Here is a 22150-nt window from a genome sequence, read left to right on the forward strand (position 1 = left end):
AGGATAGCTCTTTTATTAAAGGAAAATCTAATAGTAGCTATATTTTCGAATGACATTCTTAGTTATGATGGGAGCGAAATGGATGGAGACAATATGGCTAGAATATGCTTGGGCTTTGTTAATCTTAATCGGCTTAGAAGGTTTGCTATCAGCTGACAATGCCCTTGTACTTGCAGTTATAGCCAGACATTTACCAGAAGATGAGAAAAAAAGAGCAATAAATTACGGAATTATTATGGCCTTTGTATTCCGGTTCGGTGCACTTTTCGCCATTTCATTTATTGCAAACGTGTGGCAAATACAGGCGATAGGAGCACTTTATCTCCTTTACTTAGGCTTAAAGCATGTGATTCAGGCAAAATTCGGAAAAGACAATAAGAATATTCATAAGGACGACGAAAAGGAAGCGGCTGGTAAGGGTTTTTGGCCAACAACCGGGAAAATTGCATTAGCTGACCTTGCGTTTGCAATTGATTCAATTTTAGCTGCGGTTGCACTTGCACTTGGTCTTCCTGATTCCCCATTAGGTGATTTTGGTGGTATGGATGGAGGTCAATTTATTGTCGTAGTACTTGGCGGTATTGCCGGCTTAATCCTAATCAAATTTGCTGCAACCTGGTTTGTGCAGCTTCTCGAAAAACGTCCTGCATTAGAAACAACCGCTTATGCCATTGTAGCCTGGGTCGGTGTCAAACTAGCTGTCATTACCCTTGCGCATAAGGATATTGGGATCCTAGATCATGACTTTCCTCATAGTACCGTTTGGTCCATCATTTTCTATGGAGTATTAGTGGGGATTGCCCTATTAGGATGGTTTGCACCAAGTAATAATAAACATTCAAATAATAAAGCCTCATAATGTGTAAAAGGTACTCTTCTTCTTCTTGGAAGAAAAGTACCTTTTTTCTAAAAATGGGAGGGGATGGATTGAACCAAAAATTAAGAAAGTCTTCAACTGATAGGTCAATAATGGGAGTTTGCGGTGGCATCGCCGAGTATTTCGGAATATCTTCATTTGCAGTAAGACTTATCTTTCTTCTTTTACCACCTGTGAATCTATTAATCTATATTATTCTTGCTAACACGATGTCAGATAGCTCAAGGTCACTATATTGATTTTATTTGTTGTTAACAGTTTATAGTACTGGGTTTATTAATATGGTGATTGGGGGATTGCACATGAGATTAATCAGCATGTTTTTGATTCTATCTGTTTTCGTGGGCGTTTTAACTGGTTGCCATACAACAAAGAGATACCATCAGGCCTTTAAAGGGACTAGTGATAATTGGTCTGTAGAATGGATTGAAACTGCAATGATAACATTTAGAAATAGTAAAGAATTTGATGATCAATATGAAGTTGAGTACGAAAATCTAGAAACGCTAAAATTGCATTACATTGGGGCTGAATCAGATTTAGGTCAACAGGTTGAATTCTTGTATAAAAATGGTCGTGCCTCAGTAGAAGCTTCAGAGGGAGAAGTGATTGAAGTAGGAAGAATTTTTAGCCACACCGGTGCAACAGGTAGTACTACACATATTCCAAAAGATATGGACTTTGAACCTATACAAAGCAAAGAAAGTATCTTAGAAACAACCGTAAAATGGAATGGGAAAGAGGAAAGTATCGAATTAAAATATGATGAAAAATGATTAAGTAGTAGCCGAACGGTAATCGATGCAATAGGAAATTCAAAAAGTCCTGCTAGGTAAGAAAAGAAGGGTAGACCTATTCAACTCTTACCCTAGCTTCACAAAATTCCGTTAAACTTTTTAAAACATATTCACCAGTCTGTTTCGTGGAGCTTTTAAAAAGCTTATCGACGATATTCATAACAGGGCGATGATATTTGGTTTTAAACTCTTGCTGTACCAAAGTGTGCTCTCCCTGTTGCCCCAAACGATACGAAAATGTCATAAGATAGGTTTGTGATTCAACTTCGAATGCGAAGAATGTGGGGCGAGTGACATCCTTATTTCTCCCCTGTAACGAAACATGCTCCTTACCTTCCGCCGCCGCCAGCTGAAAGGATGCTCCTGCTTTCGCCTCTTCCATTGGGTTCGAATAACGAATAGAAGTCACGTTCGGAAACCACATTTCCCGCATTTTAGCAGTTGAAAGGCAATCAAATACATCAGTAATGGTTGCTTTGATAACGGTAGATTGTTTCATAATTAGATACCTCGAATGATATGATAGTATAAACTTTATTCAACGAAACATCCTTATCTGTTGATTGAATGTAAATTAGAGCTATAATTTTAGTGTCCGGTTCACACTATACTGAATAAAGTTTAAGCCTCCGGCGGATGCCACGATTTTTTAAAGGGAATTTTCCAGCATTAACTGGCACTAAGCCCTCACGGAGGGCAATTGCCAGTAAAATCCTGATTGGTTCAACTAACAATCTGTGGAAAAATACATCCACAGATTGAAGTTTCACTGTATCTCGCATAAGATCAAAGACTAAGTACGCCACATCCTGTGGCAACGTCTTTGTGACCCACGTCGTGTGGGCCTAAAAAAATCGGGCGCAAATACGTCAAGTCGTATTTGATCATAGCAGAAAAGGTGATATTTGTGGAGAGAATTTTTGGGCTAGCACCTGTAGTGGGCAAAGACCCGAGAGTATTGATCCTTGGCTCAATGCCAAGTGTAGAATCATTAAGGAAACAAGAATACTACGGAAACAAACGTAATCATTTTTGGAAAATCATGTTCCTGCTTTTTGAAAATCAGGAGATAACAGCTTATGAGGATAAGATTGGCTTTTTAAAAGAACGAAAAATTGCCCTTTGGGACGTGTTATATAGCTGCCATCGTGAAGGAAGTTTGGACGCCAATATTAAAAATGAAGAGCCGAACGAGATTGAGTCTTTTGTAAAAAAACACTCAAGTATTCGCTTAATCGTTTGTAACGGCACAAAATCATACAAAAGCTATTCAACATACATTGGGCTCAATCGCTTACCGGGGGTTGAGGTCATTAAGCTTCCATCCACAAGTCCTGTGCCCGGAAAATATAACAAAACTCTTGAAGGCAAGCTCCAAGAGTGGAAAATTATCAAAGAATATCTATAACACTTTTTCAATGTCTTCCTCTATTTTAGCCGGCTCGGTTTGTGGGGCATAGCGTTCCACGACCTGCCCATTGCGATCTACCAAAAACTTAGTGAAGTTCCACTTAATCGCTTTAGATAATACCCCTTTTTGCTCGTCCTTTAAAAATTGAAACAATGGATCTGCATGATCACCATTCACGTCAACTTTTGCAAACATTGGGAATGTCACTCCATAATTTGTTTCGCAAAAAGAGGTCGTCTCTTGTATGCTTTCGAATTCCTGATTCCCAAACTGAGCACACGGGAATCCAAGAACAACTAAGCCATCATTTTGATATTTTTCATATAGCCGCTGCAATCCCTTAAATTGCGGCGTGAATCCGCATTTACTTGCTGTATTGACAATTAAAAGTGGCTTTCGTTCGTATTCTTTAAGCGATTTCAATTCGCCATTTGTCGTTTTTACTTCAAAATCATACACACTTGCCATTTTTTTCACTCCCTTATGTACAAATTACCATAATCGTAATTGATGTTTGTTGGACATTCAAGTTTTAGCTTCTTTTCAAAGGGGTTTTCATGTAATATTCAGGAGAGAGGAAATCTTTTGTAAACGAGGGCATCTAAATGAAGCAGTTATTAGAAAAGTGGAAGTTCCCTGCAATTCTTTTAACCGGGTTGGGACTATCCTCTTTGGGGGATTTTATTTATCTAGTAGCAATTAATTTATTAGTATTAAAAATGACGGGCTCAGCCGCGGCGGTTGCAGCTCTCTGGGTTGTCGGACCCATCACATCCATCCTTGTAAATGGGTGGTCTGGAAGCATCATTGACCGCTCAAATAAAAAGAAAATTATGATTGTCACCGACATTATTCGGGCAATTGGAGTTGGCATTATTCCACTTCTTCCAAGTATTTGGATGATCTATGCCTTGCTATTTGTCATCAGTGTAGCAAAATCTTTTTTTTACCCGACATCAACTACTTATATAACAGCCCTTATTCCAAAGGAACAGCGGAAGACCTTTAATTCGATTAGAAGCTTGGTCTCTTCTGGTGCCTTTATTACAGGTCCTGCAATCGCGGGTTTGCTTTTTATAATTGGTAGTCTTGAATTAGCAATCTATAGCAATGCGATTTCCTTAGTTATTTCAGCAATTTTGATTGCATTGTTACCAAATATCGATAACAGTGAAAGCCACACAACGGAAAAGCTTCAATTAAAAAGTTTACTAGAAGATTGGCGAGTGGTTATCCGCTTTGGAAAAGAAACAGCATTTGTCATGACTATCTATTCCAGCTTTATTGTATTTGATATTTTTACAATGGCGATGGATTCTCAGGAGGTTGTTTTTACACAAAGGGTGATTGGTCTATCTGAGGTGCAATATAGCTTCCTAATGAGTGTGACTGGGATTGGCTATGCTGCTGGCGGTTTATTAGTTATCTTTGTTTCAAGATTTCTATCGATTCGCACGCTTATTGGAACGGGACTCTTTATGCTTGCAACAGGTTATTTAATCTACTCCTTGGCAAGTTCCTTTGCAATGGCCGCAACTGGTTTTGTCATTTTAGGCTTCTTTTTTGCCTTTTCAAATACAGGCTTTACTACTTTTTACCAAAACAATGTACCTGTAGAAATCATGGGGCGTGTTACGAGTATCGTAAGTGTGCTGCAAAGTGCAGTGTCTGTCGTTTTTCTGTTATTTATAGGAATCATGGGTGACCTACTGCCATTAAGATACACGATTGTCACATTATCCGCAATCAGCGTGGTGCTTGCTGTTTTTGTGATTATTCTCGTATCTCGGCCAACGAAACAAGTATATTTTACGGAGGAGAAAGCCGTATAAGTTTAGGAAGCAAAAAGTCACCCAAAAACAAAGGCTGCGAACTTAAATCGCAGCCCTCAATCCTCCACAATTTCAATCTTGCTCGCCTTCGCTTGTGCCGGTGCCGACTCTGCGATGGCACCCTCAATCACGATCCTGACCTTTTGACCCACCTTAAGCTTTGACACAACCGAGGAATCAATAGAGTTAATGCTGAAAAAAATACTTGTAAGGTAGTATTCATCATGGAGTTCCTGTTCTGTCTTTGTGTCAAATTCCTCCCTGGAAATCTTTTCATTTACTAAAATTCGGTCGCCAACTTCAAGAACATAACCAGTTATGGTCATCTCATCAACGCGCCATTTTGACCACCCGTACCACAGCCAACCAGCAACAAAATAAATAGAAATACAATCCGCTTCATAACGTCACCTCATTCTATTTGGCGTGATTAAAGGTCAAAAGGTTACGAATAAAAAATATAGCGTGAAATTTTGTGCAATTATGTTAAAATATTCAAAAAGCAAAGGGGAACGCTTATGAAATTTGTACATATCTTTGGTCCGCAAGCGGTTGGCAAAATGACGGTGGGGCAGGAATTAGCGAAAATAACAGATTTAAAGCTGTTTCATAACCACATGACGATTGACTTGGTGAGTCACTTTTTCGACTACAGTACAAAAGAGGGGAAACGGCTAGTCAAATTGTTCCGTCAGGAAATCTTTGAAGAAGTTTCAAAAAGTGATTTATATGGCATGATATTTACCTATGTCTGGATGTTTAACCTCGAATCGGATTGGGAGTATGTAAAGCGACTATCCGATCTTTTTGAATCAAGAGGGGCCACTGTATATTATGTTGAATTAGAGGCCGACTTAGAAGAAAGATTTAAAAGAAATAAAACACCAAATCGATTGGAACACAAGCCAAAAAAACGGGATATAGAATGGTCTGAAAATGATATAAAACAAACGATGGAGAAGCATCGCTTGAATTCATATGAAGGTGAAATTACGTTTGAAAACTACCTGAGGATAGACAACACGAATCTTAGCGCTGAAGAAGTAGCTAAAATGATCAAGGAAAAATTTAAATTGTAAAATAAACGCTTGGAATTTCCACTCCAAGCGTTAGTGTTGTCCACCATGTAACTCATCGCGAAGCAACTCAAATTTTCTCTCTAATTCTTGTGTAAAATGTTCACGTGCCTGTTTGGCATCCATGTCTGGTGATGCAATCAAAAAGGGTTCACCGAAGATAATCTTAGCTTTTTTAAACTTTACTAATTCTTTAACGGTATTCGGTCCAACATACACGGCAGGAACAACAGGAACCTTGCTTCGCTGCGCAATCGTAATGGCCCCCTGCTTCAGTGCAGTTTGTTCATTCGTCCGTGTTCCACTCGGGAAAATTCCAACAATCTCCCCCTTTGAGAGTAATCTGGACGGAACTTTTAAAACACTAGGACCTGGGTTGCTGCGGTCTACCGGAAATGCATTCAGCTTTGATAAAAAGCCTCCGATTAATTTGTTGGTGAACAATTCCTTTTTTGCCATATAATGAATTTGCCGTGGCAGCAATGATACACCTAGCCACAAAATATCGACATACCCTGTATGCGTACAAGCAACAACATAGGCGCCTTCCTTTGGCAGTTTCTCTTTGTGATAAAGCTTAATCCCACCTGTTGCTGTAAGTATGCCTTTTACAATATTTGCAACGAAATAATACACTTTGACTTACCCCTTCTTAAAAACTTTCATACTAGTAAAATTATAGCATGAAATAAATACGAATAAAGCGAGGAAACACATGAAAAAAATCATGGTGATTGGAGTTTCAGCAGGTGTTGGAAAGTCAACTTTTGCTCAAACATTAGGAAAACAACTCGAAATTGACGTGTACCACTTAGACCGTTACTTTTGGAAACCAGGCTGGGTGGAAGCATCGCTTGAAGAATTTACACAAGCTCAAGAGGAAATCCTCACAAAAGACAGTTGGATTATAGACGGAAATTATAGCAGTACCTTCGAACTGCGTGCACAGCAAGCTGACACCATTATCTATCTTGAACTTCCTAGATACCAGTGCCTCTACCGTGTGTTTAAACGCTATTTTAAACATATTGGAAAAAAGCGCCCAGACCTCGGATGTACAGAAAAAATAGATTGGAAGTTCATTAATTTCATTTGGACGACCTACAAACCAAGAATCCATAAAATGCAAGAAAGACTTAATCGTTTATCGAGGGATAAAACAGTGATTATCTTACGGGGGAAAAAGGAGATTAAAAACTATATAAATAAATTGGAGGATATTAGATGAATAATGCAGCCCAACAATATTGGAATGACTTCTGGGAAGGGAAAGAAAAACCAGAATCTGTTAATGCATGGCAGTTTGGGGCAGACCCTGACCACCTTGGACAATTAGTAATTGATGGTATTAAGACAGCAACCTGTTCCGGATATGTATTTTACGAGATTGAAAATGAGCCACTTCCAAAGGTGGATGATTATAGCATTCTATTAAATAGTAGTGATGAACCCGTAGCGATCATAAAAACGATTGAGGTAACGATTCAACCGATGAATGAGGTTCCTGAAGAATTCGCAATTGCTGAAGGGGAAGGAGATCGAACCTACCAGTTTTGGAAAGACGTACATGTTACGTTTTTCATGGAAGAACTACGAAAAATTGGCCGTGAATTTTCAGAGGATATGTTACTAGTCTGTGAGCGTTTCGCATTAATTAATGTAAAATAAAAAACACCCAATCGGGTGCTTAGATTATTTTCGTTCCATCCTTTGGAGCCTCAAGCCTCATTTTTTCAAGTTCGACACGCATCTTCTCTGTTTCAAGCAAGTAGTTCTCATGCTTTAATTTTTCTAGTTCTAACTCTTCCTGTATCATTTTCTGTTTATACTTTGATTGTGTTTGAAAATGGCTCGTAATAATCGCAACAAGTGGAATTGAAAATACCATAACAACCGCAACTAGACCCGTCATCGAATGCCCTCCTTAAAAAATAAACCCGTTTCTACATTTATTTTCCATTATACCAAATATACGGAAAAATAAGCGTTTTGGTTTCAAATTATGTAACCTTTTTTTGGAGGTTTCGTCAATTTAGTAAAAGAGCACAATAGGAGGAAACAAAATGAAAAAATGGATGTTTGTATTTTTAATAGGAATTTCGGTTGCCCTTGCAGGTTGTGGAGAAGGCGGGCTAACGGGAAGTAATCCACCTGAAACCAGTATTCAAATCGGAGATGAAACATACTCAACAGTTCTTGGAACATATTGCTGGAGAAGTACATGCGCTGACACAGCAGGACCCGAAGTGCTTTTAGAAGGAAAGGATCCGATTGTTGTGGAGCCTGGTGAAGAGATAACCTTTATAATGGACTATGAGCCGATGCCCAATGAGGTGCATGTAGCTTATTACCTTGGTGACAAGGAAACAGAAGTTGAAGTAGATAATCACCACATTACTGCACCTGAGGAAAAAGGCGTGTACTATTATTCCTATGGTGTTTGGTGGAACGACGGAGAAGTATCAAAGGGTGACGCATTTTATGCATTTGCACTTGAGGTCAAATAGGAGGTTCTAATGAATATAAGAAAAGCGATTTTATCTGACGCAAAAGGCATCGCCAAAGTACATGTTGATAGCTGGAGAACGACCTATTCCAGAATTGTTCCTGATGAATATCTCGAGCAATTGTCCTATGAATCTAGGGAAAAGATGTGGAAAAAAGGTATTCCTAACGGACATATTTTTGTAGCGGAAAATGATAACGGAGAAGTCGTCGGGTTTGCTTGTGGTGGAAAAGAGCGTAGTGGAGAGTATGAAAACTATCAGGGCGAACTCTACGCCATCTATTTGCTTCAAGAATATCAAGGACAAGGCTTGGGTAAAAGGTTAGTAATTCCTGTTGTAAAGCAGCTTTTGGACAAGAATATAAACACAATGCTAGTATTAGTATTGGAAGATAATAAATCCTGTCTATTTTACGAAGCACTTGGAGCACGAAAACTAGATGCTGTTGAAGTCGAAATCGGCGGAAAAAAACTAAAAGAAGCGGTGTACGGATGGGACAATCTGAAAGCAAGCTTTGACACGAGATTCTAATAATAGGAGGCACAATATGCTCGCAACTCTTACAAAAAAGGAACCAAATTACATAGCAACTTTTGAACGACATTATTCCCACTCAATTGAAGAAGTTTGGGCAATGCTAACTGACAATGATAAACTACCAACGTGGTTTCCAGAATTAAAAGTAGATGATCTTCGAAAAAGCGGCCGGCTTCTTTTTGATATGGGAAATGGAATTTTCGAGGAAATGACGATTACTGACTTTAGTGATCATTCTGTGTTGGAATTCACATGGGCAGATGACAGTGTTCGCTTTGAGCTTTCTTCTGAGCCAGATGGATGTAAATTGCTGTTAATCGAAACAATTACAAAGCTTACCGACCACACACCGAGAGATTTAGCGGGTTGGCATGTGTGTCTAGATGTAATTGGCATGTTGCTAAATGGCAACCAGGTGGAAAATCGTAAACAAATGTGGGAACCTTTGTATGAACAATACGTGCAAGCGATCAATCACCTAACCAAATAAATAGAAGAAGCCTGTCCATTACTATGAAGGAGCCTCATCCTTATGAATATTTTAATTTTAGGTGCAACTGGACGAGTTGGAAGTCATATAGTTTCTTTAGCTCTAAATGACAGACAAGATGTGACTGTATTAGTCCGATATCCAGAGAAGATCCAAATAGATAATGAAAATTTAACGATTATTCAGGGTAATGTTTTAAATAAAGATGATATTGTACGTGCGATGCATGGGATTGATGTAGTTATTAGTGCACTTAATACCGATGGGACAACGACTCTATCAGAAAGTATGCCACTAATTATTGAAGCAATGGAAAACGAAGGAATACAACGAATTATAACGATAGGAACTGCAGGTATTCTGCAAAGTAGAACCAACCCAAATTTATTGCGGTATCAGTCAAGTGAATCAAAGCGTAAGTCAACCCGTGCAGCGGAAGAACATCATAAAGTTTACAATCTGCTCAAACAATCTACCCTCGAATGGACGATTGTCTGTCCTACGTACTTGCCAGATGGAGAAAGGGTAGGTAAATATCGAATAGACCGCAATTTTTTACCGGAGGGTGGAGTTGAAATTTCTGTACCGGATACAGCATTTTTTACATTTACTCAGATAAAAACAAACGATTATCTAAAATCGCGTGTAGGTATTGCGTATTAATATTCTTGTTCATATTATGTAAATAAAAAATGGTTTCCTTGTCTGGAAACCATTTTTTGTAGTTGACCATATGGTGATACTTATTCGAAAAAAAGATAAATAATTCCTATTCTCTGTCTCAGTAATGTAATAATTCTAAAAGATAGAGGTGTAGTTAATTGTTGTTTTTCCTTCTAGAAATAATGACGTAAATAATATCTTGATTTACCTAATACAATGAAAGCCCTACCTCTCTTTCATTCTTACGGCTCCTTGTCCGTGCCAGTGTGAATTAGGATCGCAAAAAATCAAGTGACTATTTTGCGGAGTTTTTGATGAAATTTCAAACGTTCATAAAAGAAATTAAAGAATAAAAATGGATTCGATTGTTGAAAGAACAAAAGAGGATAATGCTCTAAAGGTGAGTTGAAGAAGCTGAATGTCTTTGAAAAAATTTAATTTTATTAAAAAACATAATCCCCAAAAATTCAGGATATTTTTGGGAGATGTAATACAATAACTTAAATTACCTCTAACAGAAAATTTTTATTTGATTTTCAGTAATCCCTTTAATTAATCCTAGTTCACCAACCAAAAATTCATGTGCATTATCTAACATTTTTTTTTCACTCGTATTAAGTGCTTTTTCTTCCTTCATACGCATTAAATCACGTACAACTTCTGCACAATCTTGTATTTTACCCGTTTTTATTTTGTCCGTGTTCACTTTAAACCGTTGTTTCCACGGCAGTAATCTATCTGATTCTCCATGCAGAAAAATGTTTATGATGTGTTTTAGTGCAGCTATGTCAGTAACAGGGCGTACATTAGAAGTCAATATTTTACCCGTAGGAATCATGACTTGCATATTACCGATTAACATTTTTATAACATAATATTGTTGTTTTTCCCCTGAGACTTCCTTTTCTTCTATGGCTTTAATTATTCCTGCTCCGTGCATTGGATAAACAATGTTATCGCCAATTTGAAACAAATAATCCACCTCCATATTTGGTAACCTTCTTAACTCTAACACATATACAAAATTTAATCAAATTTATAATAATATCATAAAATTATTTTACGTGTCAATACTTTTTTGTTTGAAAATCGAAAAATAAAAACAAAAGGAAATCGTGTCGTGTTTTCAAGAAAGAGGAGGTTAATACTCCGTATAAAATTTAAAAATTAAATTATTATTCTACGTAACGTATTTAATAAAAATGCGACTGCCTTGTTCAGCAATCGCACCTAAAAAGAATTGAAGGAATATGAAACCATATCTCGAATTTAAATACATAACGTATTTCATCGCAAATGAAGAGAGTGAGGGGAACCTACTATGAAACAAAAACTACAACGTGTTGGAACCACCTATCTGCCCGTTACAAATGTTCGGCTTTCGGCCAATTGGTACACAGAAAACCTAGGGGCAGCGCTAAACTATATAGACGAGGACAAGGCGATTCTTAATCTAGCAGATCAAAGCTTTTTCCTTGTGGCTGCTCCTAAAGGGCAAACTGCAAATTTCGATGATGCAAAAGGACAAGAACGATTCTCGCTAACCTTTGAGGTTGATGGTTTACAAGCTTTAGAAAACCTACATAAGGATTATAAAGAACGTCAAATTTCTGTTGGAGAAATTGAAGATCGAGGCCATGCCGGGAAAAATTTTGTATTCAGAGACCCGGATGGCAACCTATTTGACGTCTGGAGCGAGCTTAGTCCAATTTTTAAAAAGAGGGGGAAAGAGAATGCAAGCATTATTGGTGATTGATGTCCAAAACGGTATTGTGAATTTCAAAGATTTCAGTGAGGAACTTACTAAAATTCAACAAATCATTCAAGATTTCAAAGCGAAAAAACTACCGGTGATTATGGTAAGACACTTTGACAAAAACGAAGAGAGCCCTCTCCATAGAGATTCAAGCGGTTCTATGATTCATGAATCGGTCAGGGATTTCGCTGATTATATAGTTGAAAAAGAGACGCCAAGTGCATTTTTTAAGACGAATCTTGCGTCTATTCTAGAGGAATTAGGGGTTGATCATATTTTCATAACAGGTTTCGAATCCGAATTTTGCTGTATGTTTACAGCGATTTCAGGATATGATCGAGGATACAAAGTTACCTTCATTGAAGATGCTACTGGCACAACGAATACCGAAGATACCTATGAGATGAAGGGACTCGATATTAAGGATTTTGTGGGAACCGTCCTTAACTGGTCAGAAACAATAGAAGTCCTTTATTACAACGAATACCAGGAGACCTATCAAAAATGAAGACAGCTATGGAGCTTAGAAAAGAGGGACGGCTCAAAGAATCGAACGAGCGTCTATTGAAGTTGGTGAAGGAAAACCCTGAGAACCCCCAGCTAAACTACCAAGTTGCTTGGAGTTTTGATGTGTTAGGGCTAGAATCTGAAGCTGTTCCTTTTTACGAAAATGCAATTAAGCTTGGTTTACCCGATGAAGATTTGGAAGGGGCCTTACTTGGTTTAGGAAGCACGTATCGAACTCTCGGAGAATATGAGAAGTCTGAGACGACTCTATTAAAGGGGATAGAGCTATTTCCTGAAAATCATGCGTTGAAGGCTTTTTACGCAATGGCACTCTACAATCTTGGGAGCTATGCTGAAGCGATGGAGCTTCTTTTAAAAAGTTTGGCTGGAACATCGAGTGATACGTCCCTACAACGGTACAAGCGCGCCATCGAATTTTACGCTGATAAGCTAGATGAAACTTGGAAATGAAAGAACCCTCCTGTTTTAGGAGGGTTAGACTTCGATTATAAATGGCAGAATCATCGGTTTCCGTTTTGTTTGTGCGAATAAATATTGCCCCACTGTCTTTTTAATTTCCTTTTTCATTGCGTTCCACTGGTACTTGTTTTCACTTTGCAGATCAAGGATTGCTTTTTTTACAATTCGGTTTGTCTCACGAAGAAGTACTTCTGAGTCTCGATTGAACACAAATCCACGTGTAATCGTATCTGGTCCTGATAGGATTTTCTGTTCTCTTTTACTTAGCGTGACAACAATGACGACCATACCGTCCTCAGAAAGCTGCTTACGGTCACGCAAAATAATATCGCCAACATCCCCAACACCAATTCCATCCACATATGTATCACCTGAAGGGATTTTTCGAGTTTGATGCGCTTCTGATTGTTTCACATCTACTACATCGCCATTTTGAATGATAAAAACATTTTCAGGCTCCACCCCAACTGAAACCGCAAGTGACCTATGCTGATGAAGCATCCGGTACTCCCCATGAATAGGGATAAAGTATTTGGGTTTCATTAAAGTCAACATAAGCTTGAGGTCTTCCTGAAACCCATGACCGGAAACATGCATCCCAGTCGCGCTTCCTCCATATAAAACAACCGCCCCAAGCTGAAACAAATTGTCGATGATACGTGAGACATTTTTTTCATTACCTGGAATTGGACCGGCCGCTAAGATGACTGTATCTTCAGGAAGGATCTGTACATCGCGGTAGCTTGCATTGGATAGACGAGCTAGCGCTGCCATCGGTTCCCCCTGACTGCCTGTACATAAAATACAAACTTTCTCAGGCGCAAGGTTTTCTACCTCTCGGGCATCAATCAGCATGCCATCCGGAATGTAGAGATAGCCGCGTTCAACCGCAACATCTACGACATTCACCATACTTCTTCCAAGTAGCGCAAGCTTTCGATTTGTCTTAATGGCTGCTTCCACAACCTGCTGAACCCGACTGATATTCGAAGCAAACGTCGAGACAAATACTTTTCTAGTTGCTTTCATAAAAGCTTCTTCAATCGAATGCCCAACTTTTAATTCAGTCGGAGTTGATCCTGGGCGCTCCGCATTCGTACTCTCCGATAATAAAACTAGTACACCTTCCCGCCCGATTTCAGCCATCCGGTGAATGTCCGAATGCTGGTCATTTACTGGAGTCAAATCAAACTTGAAATCTCCAGTATGGACAACCTTGCCTTCAGGTGTATCGAAAACAATTCCAAGGCAATCCGGAATACTATGATTCACTTTGAAAAAGGAAACTACAGTTTTGTCAAACTCAAGCTTGGAATCAGAGTCAATCGGAATTAGCTTGGTATCGGCAAGCAGACGATGCTCCGTTAACTTCAACTCAATTAATCCGAGCGTAAACCGTGTCGCATAGATCGGTACATTGAGCTTTTTGAGAAAATAAGGAATTCCGCCAATATGATCCTCATGCCCATGGGTTACCAGCATCCCGCGAATTTTTTCCCGGTTTTCCTCTAAATAGGTCAAGTCCGGAATAATCAAATCTATTCCAAGAAGGCTTTCATCAGGAAACTTCCCCCCACAGTCAATCACAAAAATATCATCATCATACTGCACCACATACATATTTTTACCGATTTCATTTATTCCACCAAGTGCAAAAATGGACAATCCGTTCTCCACTACATACGCCTCCTACTTCTTACAGCATGTCCTTAGTTTTACCAGAGATGGAATGATTTATTTATATGGAGTTCCAGAATATGTTAAAATAGTTTTGCGAGGCCTATTGAATGGGTGGAGTATGAATTTGAATTACGAAATATTATGAAGTAACGCATTGAGCGTATTTTGTCTTTCCGATTGAATTAATGGTGAACATATATCGGTGAATATAATGGGTGTGAACCAACGGAAAGGATAAGGTGAATCTATGATTGTTAAATTGATTATTCTTGTATTAGTTACAATCCCTATTGGATGGGCTGGTGAAGTTTTTTTACGAAGAAAGTAGAAAAAAGAAGAGGATGGGTGTACGGATGGGTAAATAAAGCCCAGGTTCGCATTGAAATAGCTCTTTTTGTTGTCTATATTATCGGTTTGTGGTTTGCCATGGACTATATCTTTCTATACATAATCGGTTTCTTTTGCATCCTTAATTTGTTCCGCGCATTCATGCACTGGAAATACGAACGCGAAAAGAAGCATCATAACCTTTTTCTGTATGAATTAGTAACGTTATTAATAATCTTTGGTGTGGCTAAATGGTGGATATTTTAATGATAGACAGTAAACTTCAAGTAAATGTATGGTAGAAAAAATAAAAGGAGCATGCAAATGAACAAAAAAGAATTAGAAGTCCCACTTAGAATAAGAAAATTAGCTGGTTTGATCGGAAGACTATCAGATTCACATCCAAAATATCAGGAAATTAGCGATGAATATGGTAGAAGAATAGCGGGATACCGCGGGGAACAATCATTGCAGTACTATTTGCCCTATTTAAAAGAAAAAGACTACCTCATTTTCCACAACCTTCGTCTTGCCATTAGCCAATTACCAGCCCCAAAAAAGCAGGAATCCCCATCCAACGTCTTGAACTAATAAATAATGTCAATCCTACTACTACCAAGGAGGCCAAAAAGTGTACGAATTAAAAACGAAAGAAAACGATGCAAGTGTCATTGAATTCATTGAGAAAGTCGATAATCCAAAAAAGAAAGAAGATGCATACAAACTTTTAGATATTTTTACAGCAGCATCGGGGTATCCAGCCAAAATGTGGGGACCGAGCATTATTGGGTTTGGATCCTACCATTACAAATATGCGTCCGGCCATGAGGGCGATGCGCCGCTTGTTGGTTTTTCACCGCGCAAGGCAAAGATTAGTTTGTATTTTGCAACAGGCGATACGAAGCGCGAGGAGTTACTCGAAAACTTTGGTAAACATACAACAGGAAAAGCATGTGTATACATCAACAAAATTTCAGATATCGATGTGGAGGTGCTGAAAGAGCTTATACATCAATCTATAAAATTTTTAAGAGAGACCTACCCAGCGGAATAAGTAAAACTTATGCAAATACATAAAGTTAATCAAATTTAGTTATCCCCCAAAATGGAGTGCGATGGTAGTAATAACCAATTAGGGGGATTCACATGACCTCAAATCGTTCGTTCACAAAATGCATGAACATCGAGCTGATTGCCCACAATAGGGCTAATGTAGAAATTTGCCAATGTTGGGGGTGTTCCGTTTGCCAAAGGATACGAAAGAAGAAAGCATTGAAATTTTTTCAAATAAGGCCCTTCGTGGGAAGCCATATCTGGATATCGATCGCACAATAAGCGAAGGTATCTCGGCATATGCTGAAAAAGAGACGAAGACAAAGGAAGTGTAGAGGCTTGAAGCCTCTTTTTTCTTTGTGTAAAAAAATAGCCCCTCAAATCGAGGGGCTATTCTTTAGCGTCCCAGATAGGAATCGAACCTACGACCTACAGCTTAGGAGGCTGTCGCTCTATCCTACTGAGCTACTGGGACATGATGAAATGTAAAACTACTTCAGAAAATAATTATAAAGTTAATTTGCACGAATGGTCAAGACTTACAACCCAAATAAAAAATCCATTCTCCATACGGAAAATGGATTGATCTTTAATTGGGAAAGCCACAATTGCCGTAATACCCTAAGAAAGTTTAAAACCACCACTCCTCAAAGTGGGTGTTTGCAGAAACGTTCCTGTATGTCCTTCAGGTCGCCATGGACGAAGGCCTGCCATTCCAGCTTCAATGTTAAACTCCCTATTTCAGTTCAAAGGTTAAACTTTATTATGATTACGTACAATGTAGCTTGTATATGTATACTACATGATTGAATCCATGAAATCAAATGTAAAAATCATCCAAAATGTAGATCTATGTCTAATGACTTTTCTGATAATGTGGAGTGCCATTGATAAAACAGCAATCGTACAAGATGCTAATCGTGATTTTTGTCGAAAAATATTTCGGAAACCTACATTATTTGAATACTTCCGCTTATCTTGAAAATACTACATAAAAAAGGAAAGAGGAGTTTAGGAAATGAAATCCAACAACGAACAGCTTACTTCAGCAGAAATGGGGAAACTTTGGGCCGTTTATATGGGAAATACCATGTCAATTTGTGTATTAACTTATTACCAAAAACATTGCCAGGATCCTGATACAATGGAAATCCTCAAACATGCGAAAAGCCTTAGTGAAAAATTCGTCAAAGAGATTAAGACGATCTACAATAAGGAAAATTTCCCGATTCCGATTGGTTTTGATGTCAAAAAAGATGTAAATATAGATGCTCCAAGATTATTTGCAGATGAATTCTATCTTCATTATTTAAAATATACAGCGAAAGCGGGTCTAAGTCTTTACTCCACAGCAATACCAATGATGATTAGGCGGGATGTCAGAGATACGGTCCTTGGATTTAACAAAGATACGACAGATTTTTTAGTTGCATTAAATGAAACGTTAGAGAAAAAAGGATTTTTAACAAAGCCACCAGTCATTCCAATCCCAAAAGAAGTGAGTTTTGTGGAAAAACAGAGCTACCTATCTGGATTCTTTGGTGACGTAAGACCTCTTCATGCTTTAGAAATTGCTCATCTCCAAGATAATCTTGAAAATAATGTGGCGAGTAAAGGATTATTGATGGGATTCAGTCAAGTGGCCAATCATAAAAAGGTGAAGGAGTTTATGCTCCGTGGCAAGGAAATTACCATGGATCATATTAAGGATTGTTTAGCGAAGCTTCACGAGGATAATCTGCCTGGTCATCCTTTACTTGATGATTTGGTGGAGGCATCCACGATTCCACCATTCTCAGATAAGTTAATGACATTCCATAAAATTGATATGTTCTCGATGAAGATTCGGTCTTATGCGAATGCAATGTCACTAAACGGCAGACGAGACCTAGGGTTGATGTTTAGTAAGTTTATTTTAGATATTGGAAGATATGTAGAAGATGGTGCTAATCTCATGATTGATGAAGGATGGTTTGAAAAACCACCACATGCTGTTGATAGAAAGGCACTTGCAGATAATGAATAACGAAAAAAGTCAGGCTAACCATGGCCTGACTTTTTCTTTTTTAAGGTAATGTGACTTCGAATGGTTCAAAAACGATTGGGTTCGGGATATTATAAGCCTTAAATTTTACATCCTTACTTTTCGTAGTTTTAAATTCTTGTTTAAATAAGTTTCCTTTAATTCGTTGAGCAAAAGGATCGTCTTGGAACGATAAATCCTTGTCATCCTTCGATTCTAGCCATGTTCGATTCATCGTTAAGTTATCGTCAAATGGAAATTCACTGTTTAATTCAAAATACACGACTGTTTTATCATCAAGAAAATCAACATCCGTCACCGTTATTTTCCCAACCTCACCTTGATTGATTTCAACAGGAAGTGATTCATTTAATGAAACGGATAACTCCTCAACTGCTCCTATTCCAGTAGGAATCTTATAAGGAATAATCGTCATGCTTTTTACTCCATCTTTAATTGGCGTATAAAGAAAATCAAGGTTTGCAACCTCAACCCCGTCAATCGTCTCTCCATGCCCACTGCCAGAAAGACTTCGTAGAACTCTCCCCTGATCATCGATCATGGCAAAATGCAGATCCAGATAAGGATCCATTTTTGTATGATTTGGATCCGATTTTATTTGAATCGCTAAATCTGTTCCTGCTGGTCCGACCTTTATAGACTCAACAGTCACTTCAGCATCATAAATAACATTTGTTTTGTTAAGTTGAATAACTGTCACTTCGTTTGATTGCTTCACCGGAAATTCAAATTTCCATTTCCCTGGTAGTAGCCCAACAGCATCAATGATGACCTTCATTTCAAACTCTTCCGGAAGATCTTCAGTCGGCTTAATATCCATGACTACTTCATATTTAGATGGGGTAATAAATTTTCCAGAGGTACCTGCACTAAAATTAATCTCTTTTCCGTTTACCAAAATAGTTGGTCGCTCGATATCGCCAATCGCAACGAGTGACTCGTGGGTCATGCCAAATGTTAATCGAGTGCCATCATAAAAAATTTCATTCATTGTCAGCGTCACACCATTATCCTTTGCTGTCTGGTTAATGACTTGAGTAAGCCCACTCTTTCCGGCAATTTGTAACCCTTCATCACCAGATTCATTGAAAAAGGTTCCGACTAAAGGAATTTCAGAAGCAACCTTTGCTAAAGTAGGGGAAAATGTAGCTGATCCTAAAAACAGGATAAATGCTGCAGCAACAGACCCGACTGTGGTTAGGACAATTTTTTTACTTCTGGGTTTCTGTTTTCGATTATCGTTGATTGTTTGTTGAATGATGCGATCAAGCTTATCAACGGGCACATGAATGTTTTCAAGTTCATTTTTAAATTCAGGGAATTTGTTATTCATTCGCAATATCCTCCTTTAATTGATTACGCAATAGGGCAATCCCACGGTGAATATTTGTTTTCACAGTTCCTTCTGGACAATCAAGAAATTCTGCGATTTGCTTGATGGTAAAGTCCCTGTAAAATCGTAAAACTAAAACAGTTTTATATTTTTCATCTAAGCCTTTCATTGCGTTCAATAGGTCAGAGTCGACTTCCTTATTTGAGTAAGAGGGAGCTTTACTCTCAAGGAAATCCCGTTCCATTGGGATCACTCTTTTTTTCCTGCGAAGCTGATCAATTGCGGTATTAATCAAAATTCGAGTAATCCAGGTCGAAAAATATGTATCATTTTTTAAATCCTTAAGCGAGGCGAGCGCCTTATACACTGTTTCCTGAAACACCTCAAGCGCTTCGTCCTCATTTTTCATATACAAATAGGCCATTTTATAAAGCTTCGTTTTTTCGGTATCAATTAATTCCTGAAAAGCACGGGTATTTCCCTTTTTTGCCTTTGCGACTAGTTTACTTATACTCAAAACCCTTCCTCCTTTCATCTAAGAGTTAGATAAATTAGTCATCCAAAACGTTTCAAATTTATAAAAGGATTTTAGCATTTATTAGTCGAAATACATATAAATCTTATCATTTTCGAAAAAGGACTGAAGTAAAATGTCGGATACACACTTATTTTTGTTTGGGGGAGGACCTCCATTTAATGACAAATTAGGGAAGAGATTTGCAGATTTAGCGGGCAGTAAAGTGGCTAGAATTGCTATTTTGTTTCTTGAGCGACCAGGCTGGCAAGAATATAGGCCGAGTTATACACAGGTTTTAGGCAATTGTGACGTGCAAGATTTTTATTATTTTGCACTTTCAGAAACTCCAACTCAGGAACAACTGACTCAGCTAGAAAAATGCACTGGAATTATTATTGGAGGCGGGGTAACCGAGCTTTACCGTACCTATATTGTTGATACCCCCGTCGGAGATACCATTCGAAAAATGTTTTATGAGGGTGTACCTGTAGCAGGTTTCTCAGCAGGAGCTTTAGTCTCCTGTGAGCATTGTGTGATTTCACCAGAAGACACTCTAAAACAAGAACAACAATATTTATCAGGCTTAGGTTTGCTTAAGCATTGTGTGATTTCCGTCCATTTTTCGGAATGGGGTGGTGAAGAAAATCTTTTAGAAGCCATTTCTACATTAAATGTACCTGCATATGGAATCGACGAAAATTCAGGTATTTATTTTAAAAATGAACAGCTGCTTGAACATGAAGGAAGTGAGCCCCATTTTTATGATTAGACGTGCGGTTGGAGCAATTATCTATAAGGATGAGCAATTTTTAATCGTTCATAAAGTCAAAATCAGTTCCGATAAGATACCAGGGGAGTGGGATTTCATCAAGGGTGGAATTGAAAACTTTGATAAATCACCTCAACATGCCTTGCTCCGTGAACTTAAAGAAGAAACGGGTTCGACTGATTTTTTAATTAGGGAGGAATTCGAGGAGAAGATTTGCTTTCGATTTCCTGAAAAAATTAAAGAAAAAATCGGTTACGAGCGTCAGGAGACGACGATGTTTTTAGTGGAATTCAGGGGTGATATAGAGAATTTGTCGCCACTGGATGAAGAAATTGCGGAACTTCGATTTATGCCAAAGAATCAGGTCCTAAGCAAGCTCACCCACGATGACACACGGACCTTTTTTATTCGAAATCTGTCTTAACAAAGCACAAAATGACAGGAAGAAATATCGTTTGGTAGATAGAATTGAGGTAAGGAGTGAGGAGAATGAGTTGGCTAGAATCTTTACAAAGTGCAATCGATTTTATGGAGGACCATTTGCTGGAGGATGTGTCAATCGAGGAAATAGCAGGGCATGCCAATGCTTCACCGTTTCATTTTCAACGGACCTTTTCGATTTTAACAGACATCACAGTAGGTGATTACCTCCGCCGTCGCCGGTTAACACTTGCAGCGGAAGAATTAATGAAAACAAGCACAAAGATTATTGATCTAGCCTGCAAATATGGCTACGACACTCCCGAGGCTTTTTCAAAAGCTTTTCGGAAGCAACATGGGGTAACGCCAAGTGATGTCCGAAAGGGGATTGGGAAGCTGCAATCATATAGCCGCCTGGTCATCCAGGTGAGTTTGAAAGGAGCAGATCCGGTGAAGTATCGAATTGTTGAGAAGGAAGGATTCAAAGCAGTAGGTGTAAAGCGAAATTATTCATGTGTGAATGATGAACATCTCCGTAAAATTCCGAAGTTATGGGAGGAAGTCAATACCGACGGTACCTGTGATGCCTTGATTCCACTGAATAACGGCGACATTAATGGGATTTTGGGAGTCTGTGTCAGTGAGCCGAACGTCAGAGCAATCGATTATTGGGTGGCGGTGGAAAATGTAAATGGAGAATCAGGAAAATTTGAAACTTTAGACATTCCAGCATCAAAATGGGCGGTATTCGAGGTGCATGGCGCGATGCCACATGCGATGCAGGACGCGTGGAAAAAAATCTACTCGGAGTGGTTCCCATCAAGCGGATATGAGTACGGCGGTATCGCCGAGTTCGAACTATACCCCGCAGGAAACGCATATGAACCTAATTATTATTCAGAAATTTGGATTCCAGTGAAGTAAGCTGTGAGCCCCAAGGAGTTTCCTTGGGGCTTAGTTAGTCAATTCCCAACTGGAAAGTAATGACTTTATAGCAAAGACCCAAAGAATATCAATCTATGGGATATTTTATTTTTATGGGCAATAGCCTCGTTTCTATGGTCAATATTTTAT

General features: G+C 38.6%; 31 protein-coding genes, 1 tRNA gene, 1 other RNA gene and 1 pseudogene. 23 read left to right on the plus strand and 11 right to left on the minus strand.

Annotated features, from left to right (window positions below; translation table 11 throughout):
- The first annotated feature begins 82 nt into the window (after nt 1-82).
- The 3 genes from V7138_RS10970 (at nt 83) to V7138_RS10980 (ending at nt 1653) form a co-directional block, all read left to right on the plus strand.
- Complete coding sequence (locus V7138_RS10970) at nt 83-859, plus strand: TerC family protein (RefSeq protein ID WP_335397012.1); 777 nt, start codon at nt 83-85, stop codon at nt 857-859.
- A gap of 68 nt (nt 860-927) precedes the next feature.
- Nucleotides 928-1116 (plus strand): PspC domain-containing protein, encoded by a 189-nt coding sequence (locus V7138_RS10975; protein ID WP_335397016.1) that lies wholly within the window; start codon nt 928-930, stop codon nt 1114-1116.
- 63 nt (nt 1117-1179) lie between these two features.
- Nucleotides 1180-1653: a hypothetical protein gene (locus tag V7138_RS10980; protein WP_335397018.1), complete on the plus strand. Its 474-nt coding sequence runs from the start codon at nt 1180-1182 to the stop codon at nt 1651-1653.
- A 76-nt stretch (nt 1654-1729) separates the two neighbouring features.
- Here V7138_RS10980 and V7138_RS10985 read toward each other — a convergent pair whose 3' ends face one another.
- On the minus strand, nt 1730-2173 hold the full coding sequence (locus tag V7138_RS10985; protein ID WP_335397021.1) for a hypothetical protein: 444 nt from the start codon (nt 2171-2173) through the stop codon (nt 1730-1732).
- A 408-nt stretch (nt 2174-2581) separates the two neighbouring features.
- Between V7138_RS10985 and V7138_RS10990 the strand changes: the two genes are divergently transcribed.
- Nucleotides 2582-3082: a DNA-deoxyinosine glycosylase gene (locus V7138_RS10990; protein WP_335397024.1), complete on the plus strand. Its 501-nt coding sequence runs from the start codon at nt 2582-2584 to the stop codon at nt 3080-3082.
- Here V7138_RS10990 and V7138_RS10995 read toward each other — a convergent pair.
- Complete coding sequence (locus tag V7138_RS10995) at nt 3077-3553, minus strand: glutathione peroxidase (RefSeq protein WP_335397027.1); 477 nt, start codon at nt 3551-3553, stop codon at nt 3077-3079. The two genes, V7138_RS10990 and V7138_RS10995, sit on opposite strands and share 6 nt — an antisense overlap.
- 137 nt (nt 3554-3690) lie before the next feature.
- Here V7138_RS10995 and V7138_RS11000 point away from each other — a divergent pair, with 137 nt between their 5' ends.
- The gene (locus V7138_RS11000) at nt 3691-4917 is read left to right on the plus strand and encodes an MFS transporter (protein ID WP_335397030.1); all 1227 of its coding nucleotides are present in this window, start codon (nt 3691-3693) and stop codon (nt 4915-4917) included.
- Between the two features lie 56 nt (nt 4918-4973).
- Here the strand turns inward: V7138_RS11000 and V7138_RS11005 are convergent, their stop codons facing one another.
- Nucleotides 4974-5243, minus strand: a complete 270-nt coding sequence (locus V7138_RS11005; protein ID WP_335397033.1) for a YobA family protein — start codon at nt 5241-5243, stop codon at nt 4974-4976.
- Between the two features lie 192 nt (nt 5244-5435).
- Between V7138_RS11005 and V7138_RS11010 the strand changes: the two genes are divergently transcribed.
- Nucleotides 5436-5996, plus strand: coding sequence for an AAA family ATPase (locus tag V7138_RS11010; protein WP_335397036.1), 561 nt, complete (start codon nt 5436-5438; stop codon nt 5994-5996).
- Between the two features lie 30 nt (nt 5997-6026).
- Here the strand turns inward: V7138_RS11010 and V7138_RS11015 are convergent, their stop codons facing one another.
- Nucleotides 6027-6629 carry a lysophospholipid acyltransferase family protein gene (locus tag V7138_RS11015; RefSeq protein WP_335397038.1) on the minus strand — a complete coding sequence of 201 codons (603 nt, stop codon included), beginning with the start codon at nt 6627-6629 and terminating at the stop codon, nt 6027-6029.
- A gap of 79 nt (nt 6630-6708) precedes the next feature.
- Between V7138_RS11015 and V7138_RS11020 the strand changes: the two genes are divergently transcribed.
- Both V7138_RS11020 and V7138_RS11025 read left to right on the plus strand, forming a co-directional pair.
- The gene (locus V7138_RS11020) at nt 6709-7221 is read left to right on the plus strand and encodes a topology modulation protein (RefSeq protein WP_335397041.1); all 513 of its coding nucleotides are present in this window, start codon (nt 6709-6711) and stop codon (nt 7219-7221) included.
- Complete coding sequence (locus tag V7138_RS11025; protein WP_335397044.1) at nt 7218-7661, plus strand: ASCH domain-containing protein; 444 nt, start codon at nt 7218-7220, stop codon at nt 7659-7661. The genes V7138_RS11020 and V7138_RS11025 overlap by 4 nt, the downstream gene beginning before the upstream one ends.
- Nucleotides 7662-7680: 19 nt before the next feature.
- Here the strand turns inward: V7138_RS11025 and V7138_RS11030 are convergent, their stop codons facing one another.
- A complete protein-coding gene (locus tag V7138_RS11030) occupies nt 7681-7905 on the minus strand; it encodes a hypothetical protein (RefSeq protein ID WP_335397046.1) in 225 nt (74 codons plus the stop codon).
- Nucleotides 7906-8056: 151 nt separating this feature from the next.
- Here V7138_RS11030 and V7138_RS11035 point away from each other — a divergent pair, with 151 nt between their 5' ends.
- Genes V7138_RS11035 through V7138_RS11050 form a run of 4 tightly spaced genes read left to right on the plus strand, consistent with a single transcriptional unit; the run spans nt 8057 to nt 10190 of the window.
- Nucleotides 8057-8500, plus strand: coding sequence for a hypothetical protein (locus tag V7138_RS11035; RefSeq protein ID WP_335397048.1), 444 nt, complete (start codon nt 8057-8059; stop codon nt 8498-8500).
- A gap of 9 nt (nt 8501-8509) precedes the next feature.
- Nucleotides 8510-9031, plus strand: a complete 522-nt coding sequence (locus tag V7138_RS11040; protein WP_335397051.1) for a GNAT family N-acetyltransferase — start codon at nt 8510-8512, stop codon at nt 9029-9031.
- A gap of 16 nt (nt 9032-9047) precedes the next feature.
- Complete coding sequence (locus tag V7138_RS11045; RefSeq protein WP_335397054.1) at nt 9048-9527, plus strand: SRPBCC family protein; 480 nt, start codon at nt 9048-9050, stop codon at nt 9525-9527.
- Nucleotides 9528-9569: 42 nt separating this feature from the next.
- On the plus strand, nt 9570-10190 hold the full coding sequence (locus tag V7138_RS11050) for an NAD(P)-dependent oxidoreductase (RefSeq protein ID WP_335397058.1): 621 nt from the start codon (nt 9570-9572) through the stop codon (nt 10188-10190).
- Nucleotides 10191-10701: 511 nt separating this feature from the next.
- Here the strand turns inward: V7138_RS11050 and V7138_RS11055 are convergent.
- A complete protein-coding gene (locus V7138_RS11055; RefSeq protein WP_335397177.1) occupies nt 10702-11163 on the minus strand; it encodes a CarD family transcriptional regulator in 462 nt (153 codons plus the stop codon).
- A gap of 348 nt (nt 11164-11511) precedes the next feature.
- On the opposite strand from V7138_RS11055, the gene V7138_RS11060 reads away from it, so the two are divergent.
- From V7138_RS11060 to V7138_RS11070, 3 genes are read left to right on the plus strand one after another with little or no spacing between them, the layout of a single operon-like run.
- Nucleotides 11512-11946: a VOC family protein gene (locus V7138_RS11060; protein WP_335397061.1), complete on the plus strand. Its 435-nt coding sequence runs from the start codon at nt 11512-11514 to the stop codon at nt 11944-11946.
- Nucleotides 11924-12454, plus strand: coding sequence for a cysteine hydrolase family protein (locus V7138_RS11065; RefSeq protein ID WP_335397063.1), 531 nt, complete (start codon nt 11924-11926; stop codon nt 12452-12454). The genes V7138_RS11060 and V7138_RS11065 overlap by 23 nt, the downstream gene beginning before the upstream one ends.
- Nucleotides 12451-12924, plus strand: coding sequence for a tetratricopeptide repeat protein (locus V7138_RS11070; RefSeq protein WP_335397066.1), 474 nt, complete (start codon nt 12451-12453; stop codon nt 12922-12924). The genes V7138_RS11065 and V7138_RS11070 overlap by 4 nt, the downstream gene beginning before the upstream one ends.
- Before the next feature lie 24 nt (nt 12925-12948).
- Here V7138_RS11070 and V7138_RS11075 read toward each other — a convergent pair whose 3' ends face one another.
- On the minus strand, nt 12949-14553 hold the full coding sequence (locus V7138_RS11075; RefSeq protein ID WP_438824345.1) for a ribonuclease J: 1605 nt from the start codon (nt 14551-14553) through the stop codon (nt 12949-12951).
- 393 nt (nt 14554-14946) lie between these two features.
- On the opposite strand from V7138_RS11075, the pseudogene V7138_RS11080 reads away from it, so the two are divergent.
- From V7138_RS11080 to V7138_RS11095, 4 genes and pseudogenes are all read left to right on the plus strand, one after another.
- A pseudogene (locus V7138_RS11080) lies at nt 14947-15207 on the plus strand (DUF4181 domain-containing protein); the annotation flags it as partial.
- A gap of 57 nt (nt 15208-15264) precedes the next feature.
- Nucleotides 15265-15531: a hypothetical protein gene (locus V7138_RS11085; protein ID WP_335397071.1), complete on the plus strand. Its 267-nt coding sequence runs from the start codon at nt 15265-15267 to the stop codon at nt 15529-15531.
- Between the two features lie 40 nt (nt 15532-15571).
- On the plus strand, nt 15572-15994 hold the full coding sequence (locus V7138_RS11090) for a DUF1801 domain-containing protein (protein WP_335397074.1): 423 nt from the start codon (nt 15572-15574) through the stop codon (nt 15992-15994).
- 190 nt (nt 15995-16184) lie between these two features.
- Nucleotides 16185-16328, plus strand: a complete 144-nt coding sequence (locus V7138_RS11095; protein WP_335397077.1) for a hypothetical protein — start codon at nt 16185-16187, stop codon at nt 16326-16328.
- Nucleotides 16329-16394: 66 nt separating this feature from the next.
- On the opposite strand, the gene V7138_RS11100 is transcribed toward V7138_RS11095, so the two are convergent.
- Both V7138_RS11100 and ssrS read right to left on the minus strand, forming a co-directional pair.
- Nucleotides 16395-16468 (minus strand) — tRNA-Arg (locus tag V7138_RS11100).
- Nucleotides 16469-16588: 120 nt separating this feature from the next.
- A non-coding RNA gene (gene ssrS / locus V7138_RS11105) (6S RNA) lies at nt 16589-16783 on the minus strand.
- Nucleotides 16784-17011: 228 nt separating this feature from the next.
- Between ssrS and V7138_RS11110 the strand changes: the two genes are divergently transcribed.
- Nucleotides 17012-18019, plus strand: a complete 1008-nt coding sequence (locus V7138_RS11110) for a DUF3231 family protein (RefSeq protein WP_335397080.1) — start codon at nt 17012-17014, stop codon at nt 18017-18019.
- A gap of 40 nt (nt 18020-18059) precedes the next feature.
- Here V7138_RS11110 and V7138_RS11115 read toward each other — a convergent pair whose 3' ends face one another.
- Complete coding sequence (locus V7138_RS11115) at nt 18060-19370, minus strand: DUF4179 domain-containing protein (RefSeq protein WP_335397082.1); 1311 nt, start codon at nt 19368-19370, stop codon at nt 18060-18062.
- The gene (locus V7138_RS11120) at nt 19363-19887 is read right to left on the minus strand and encodes a sigma-70 family RNA polymerase sigma factor (RefSeq protein WP_335397084.1); all 525 of its coding nucleotides are present in this window, start codon (nt 19885-19887) and stop codon (nt 19363-19365) included. Before V7138_RS11120 ends, V7138_RS11115 begins: the two co-directional genes overlap by 8 nt.
- A gap of 133 nt (nt 19888-20020) precedes the next feature.
- Here V7138_RS11120 and V7138_RS11125 point away from each other — a divergent pair, with 133 nt between their 5' ends.
- The 3 genes from V7138_RS11125 (at nt 20021) to V7138_RS11135 (ending at nt 22000) form a co-directional block, all read left to right on the plus strand.
- Nucleotides 20021-20656, plus strand: a complete 636-nt coding sequence (locus tag V7138_RS11125; RefSeq protein WP_335397086.1) for a Type 1 glutamine amidotransferase-like domain-containing protein — start codon at nt 20021-20023, stop codon at nt 20654-20656.
- Complete coding sequence (locus tag V7138_RS11130) at nt 20649-21080, plus strand: NUDIX hydrolase (RefSeq protein WP_335397089.1); 432 nt, start codon at nt 20649-20651, stop codon at nt 21078-21080. The genes V7138_RS11125 and V7138_RS11130 overlap by 8 nt, the downstream gene beginning before the upstream one ends.
- Before the next feature lie 65 nt (nt 21081-21145).
- Nucleotides 21146-22000: an AraC family transcriptional regulator gene (locus V7138_RS11135; protein ID WP_335397092.1), complete on the plus strand. Its 855-nt coding sequence runs from the start codon at nt 21146-21148 to the stop codon at nt 21998-22000.
- Nucleotides 22001-22150 lie beyond the last annotated feature (150 nt).

It is taken from the genome of Bacillus sp. JJ1533 (genome assembly GCF_036965045.1).
Taxonomy (GTDB): Bacteria; Bacillota; Bacilli; order Bacillales; family Bacillaceae_L; genus Ferdinandcohnia.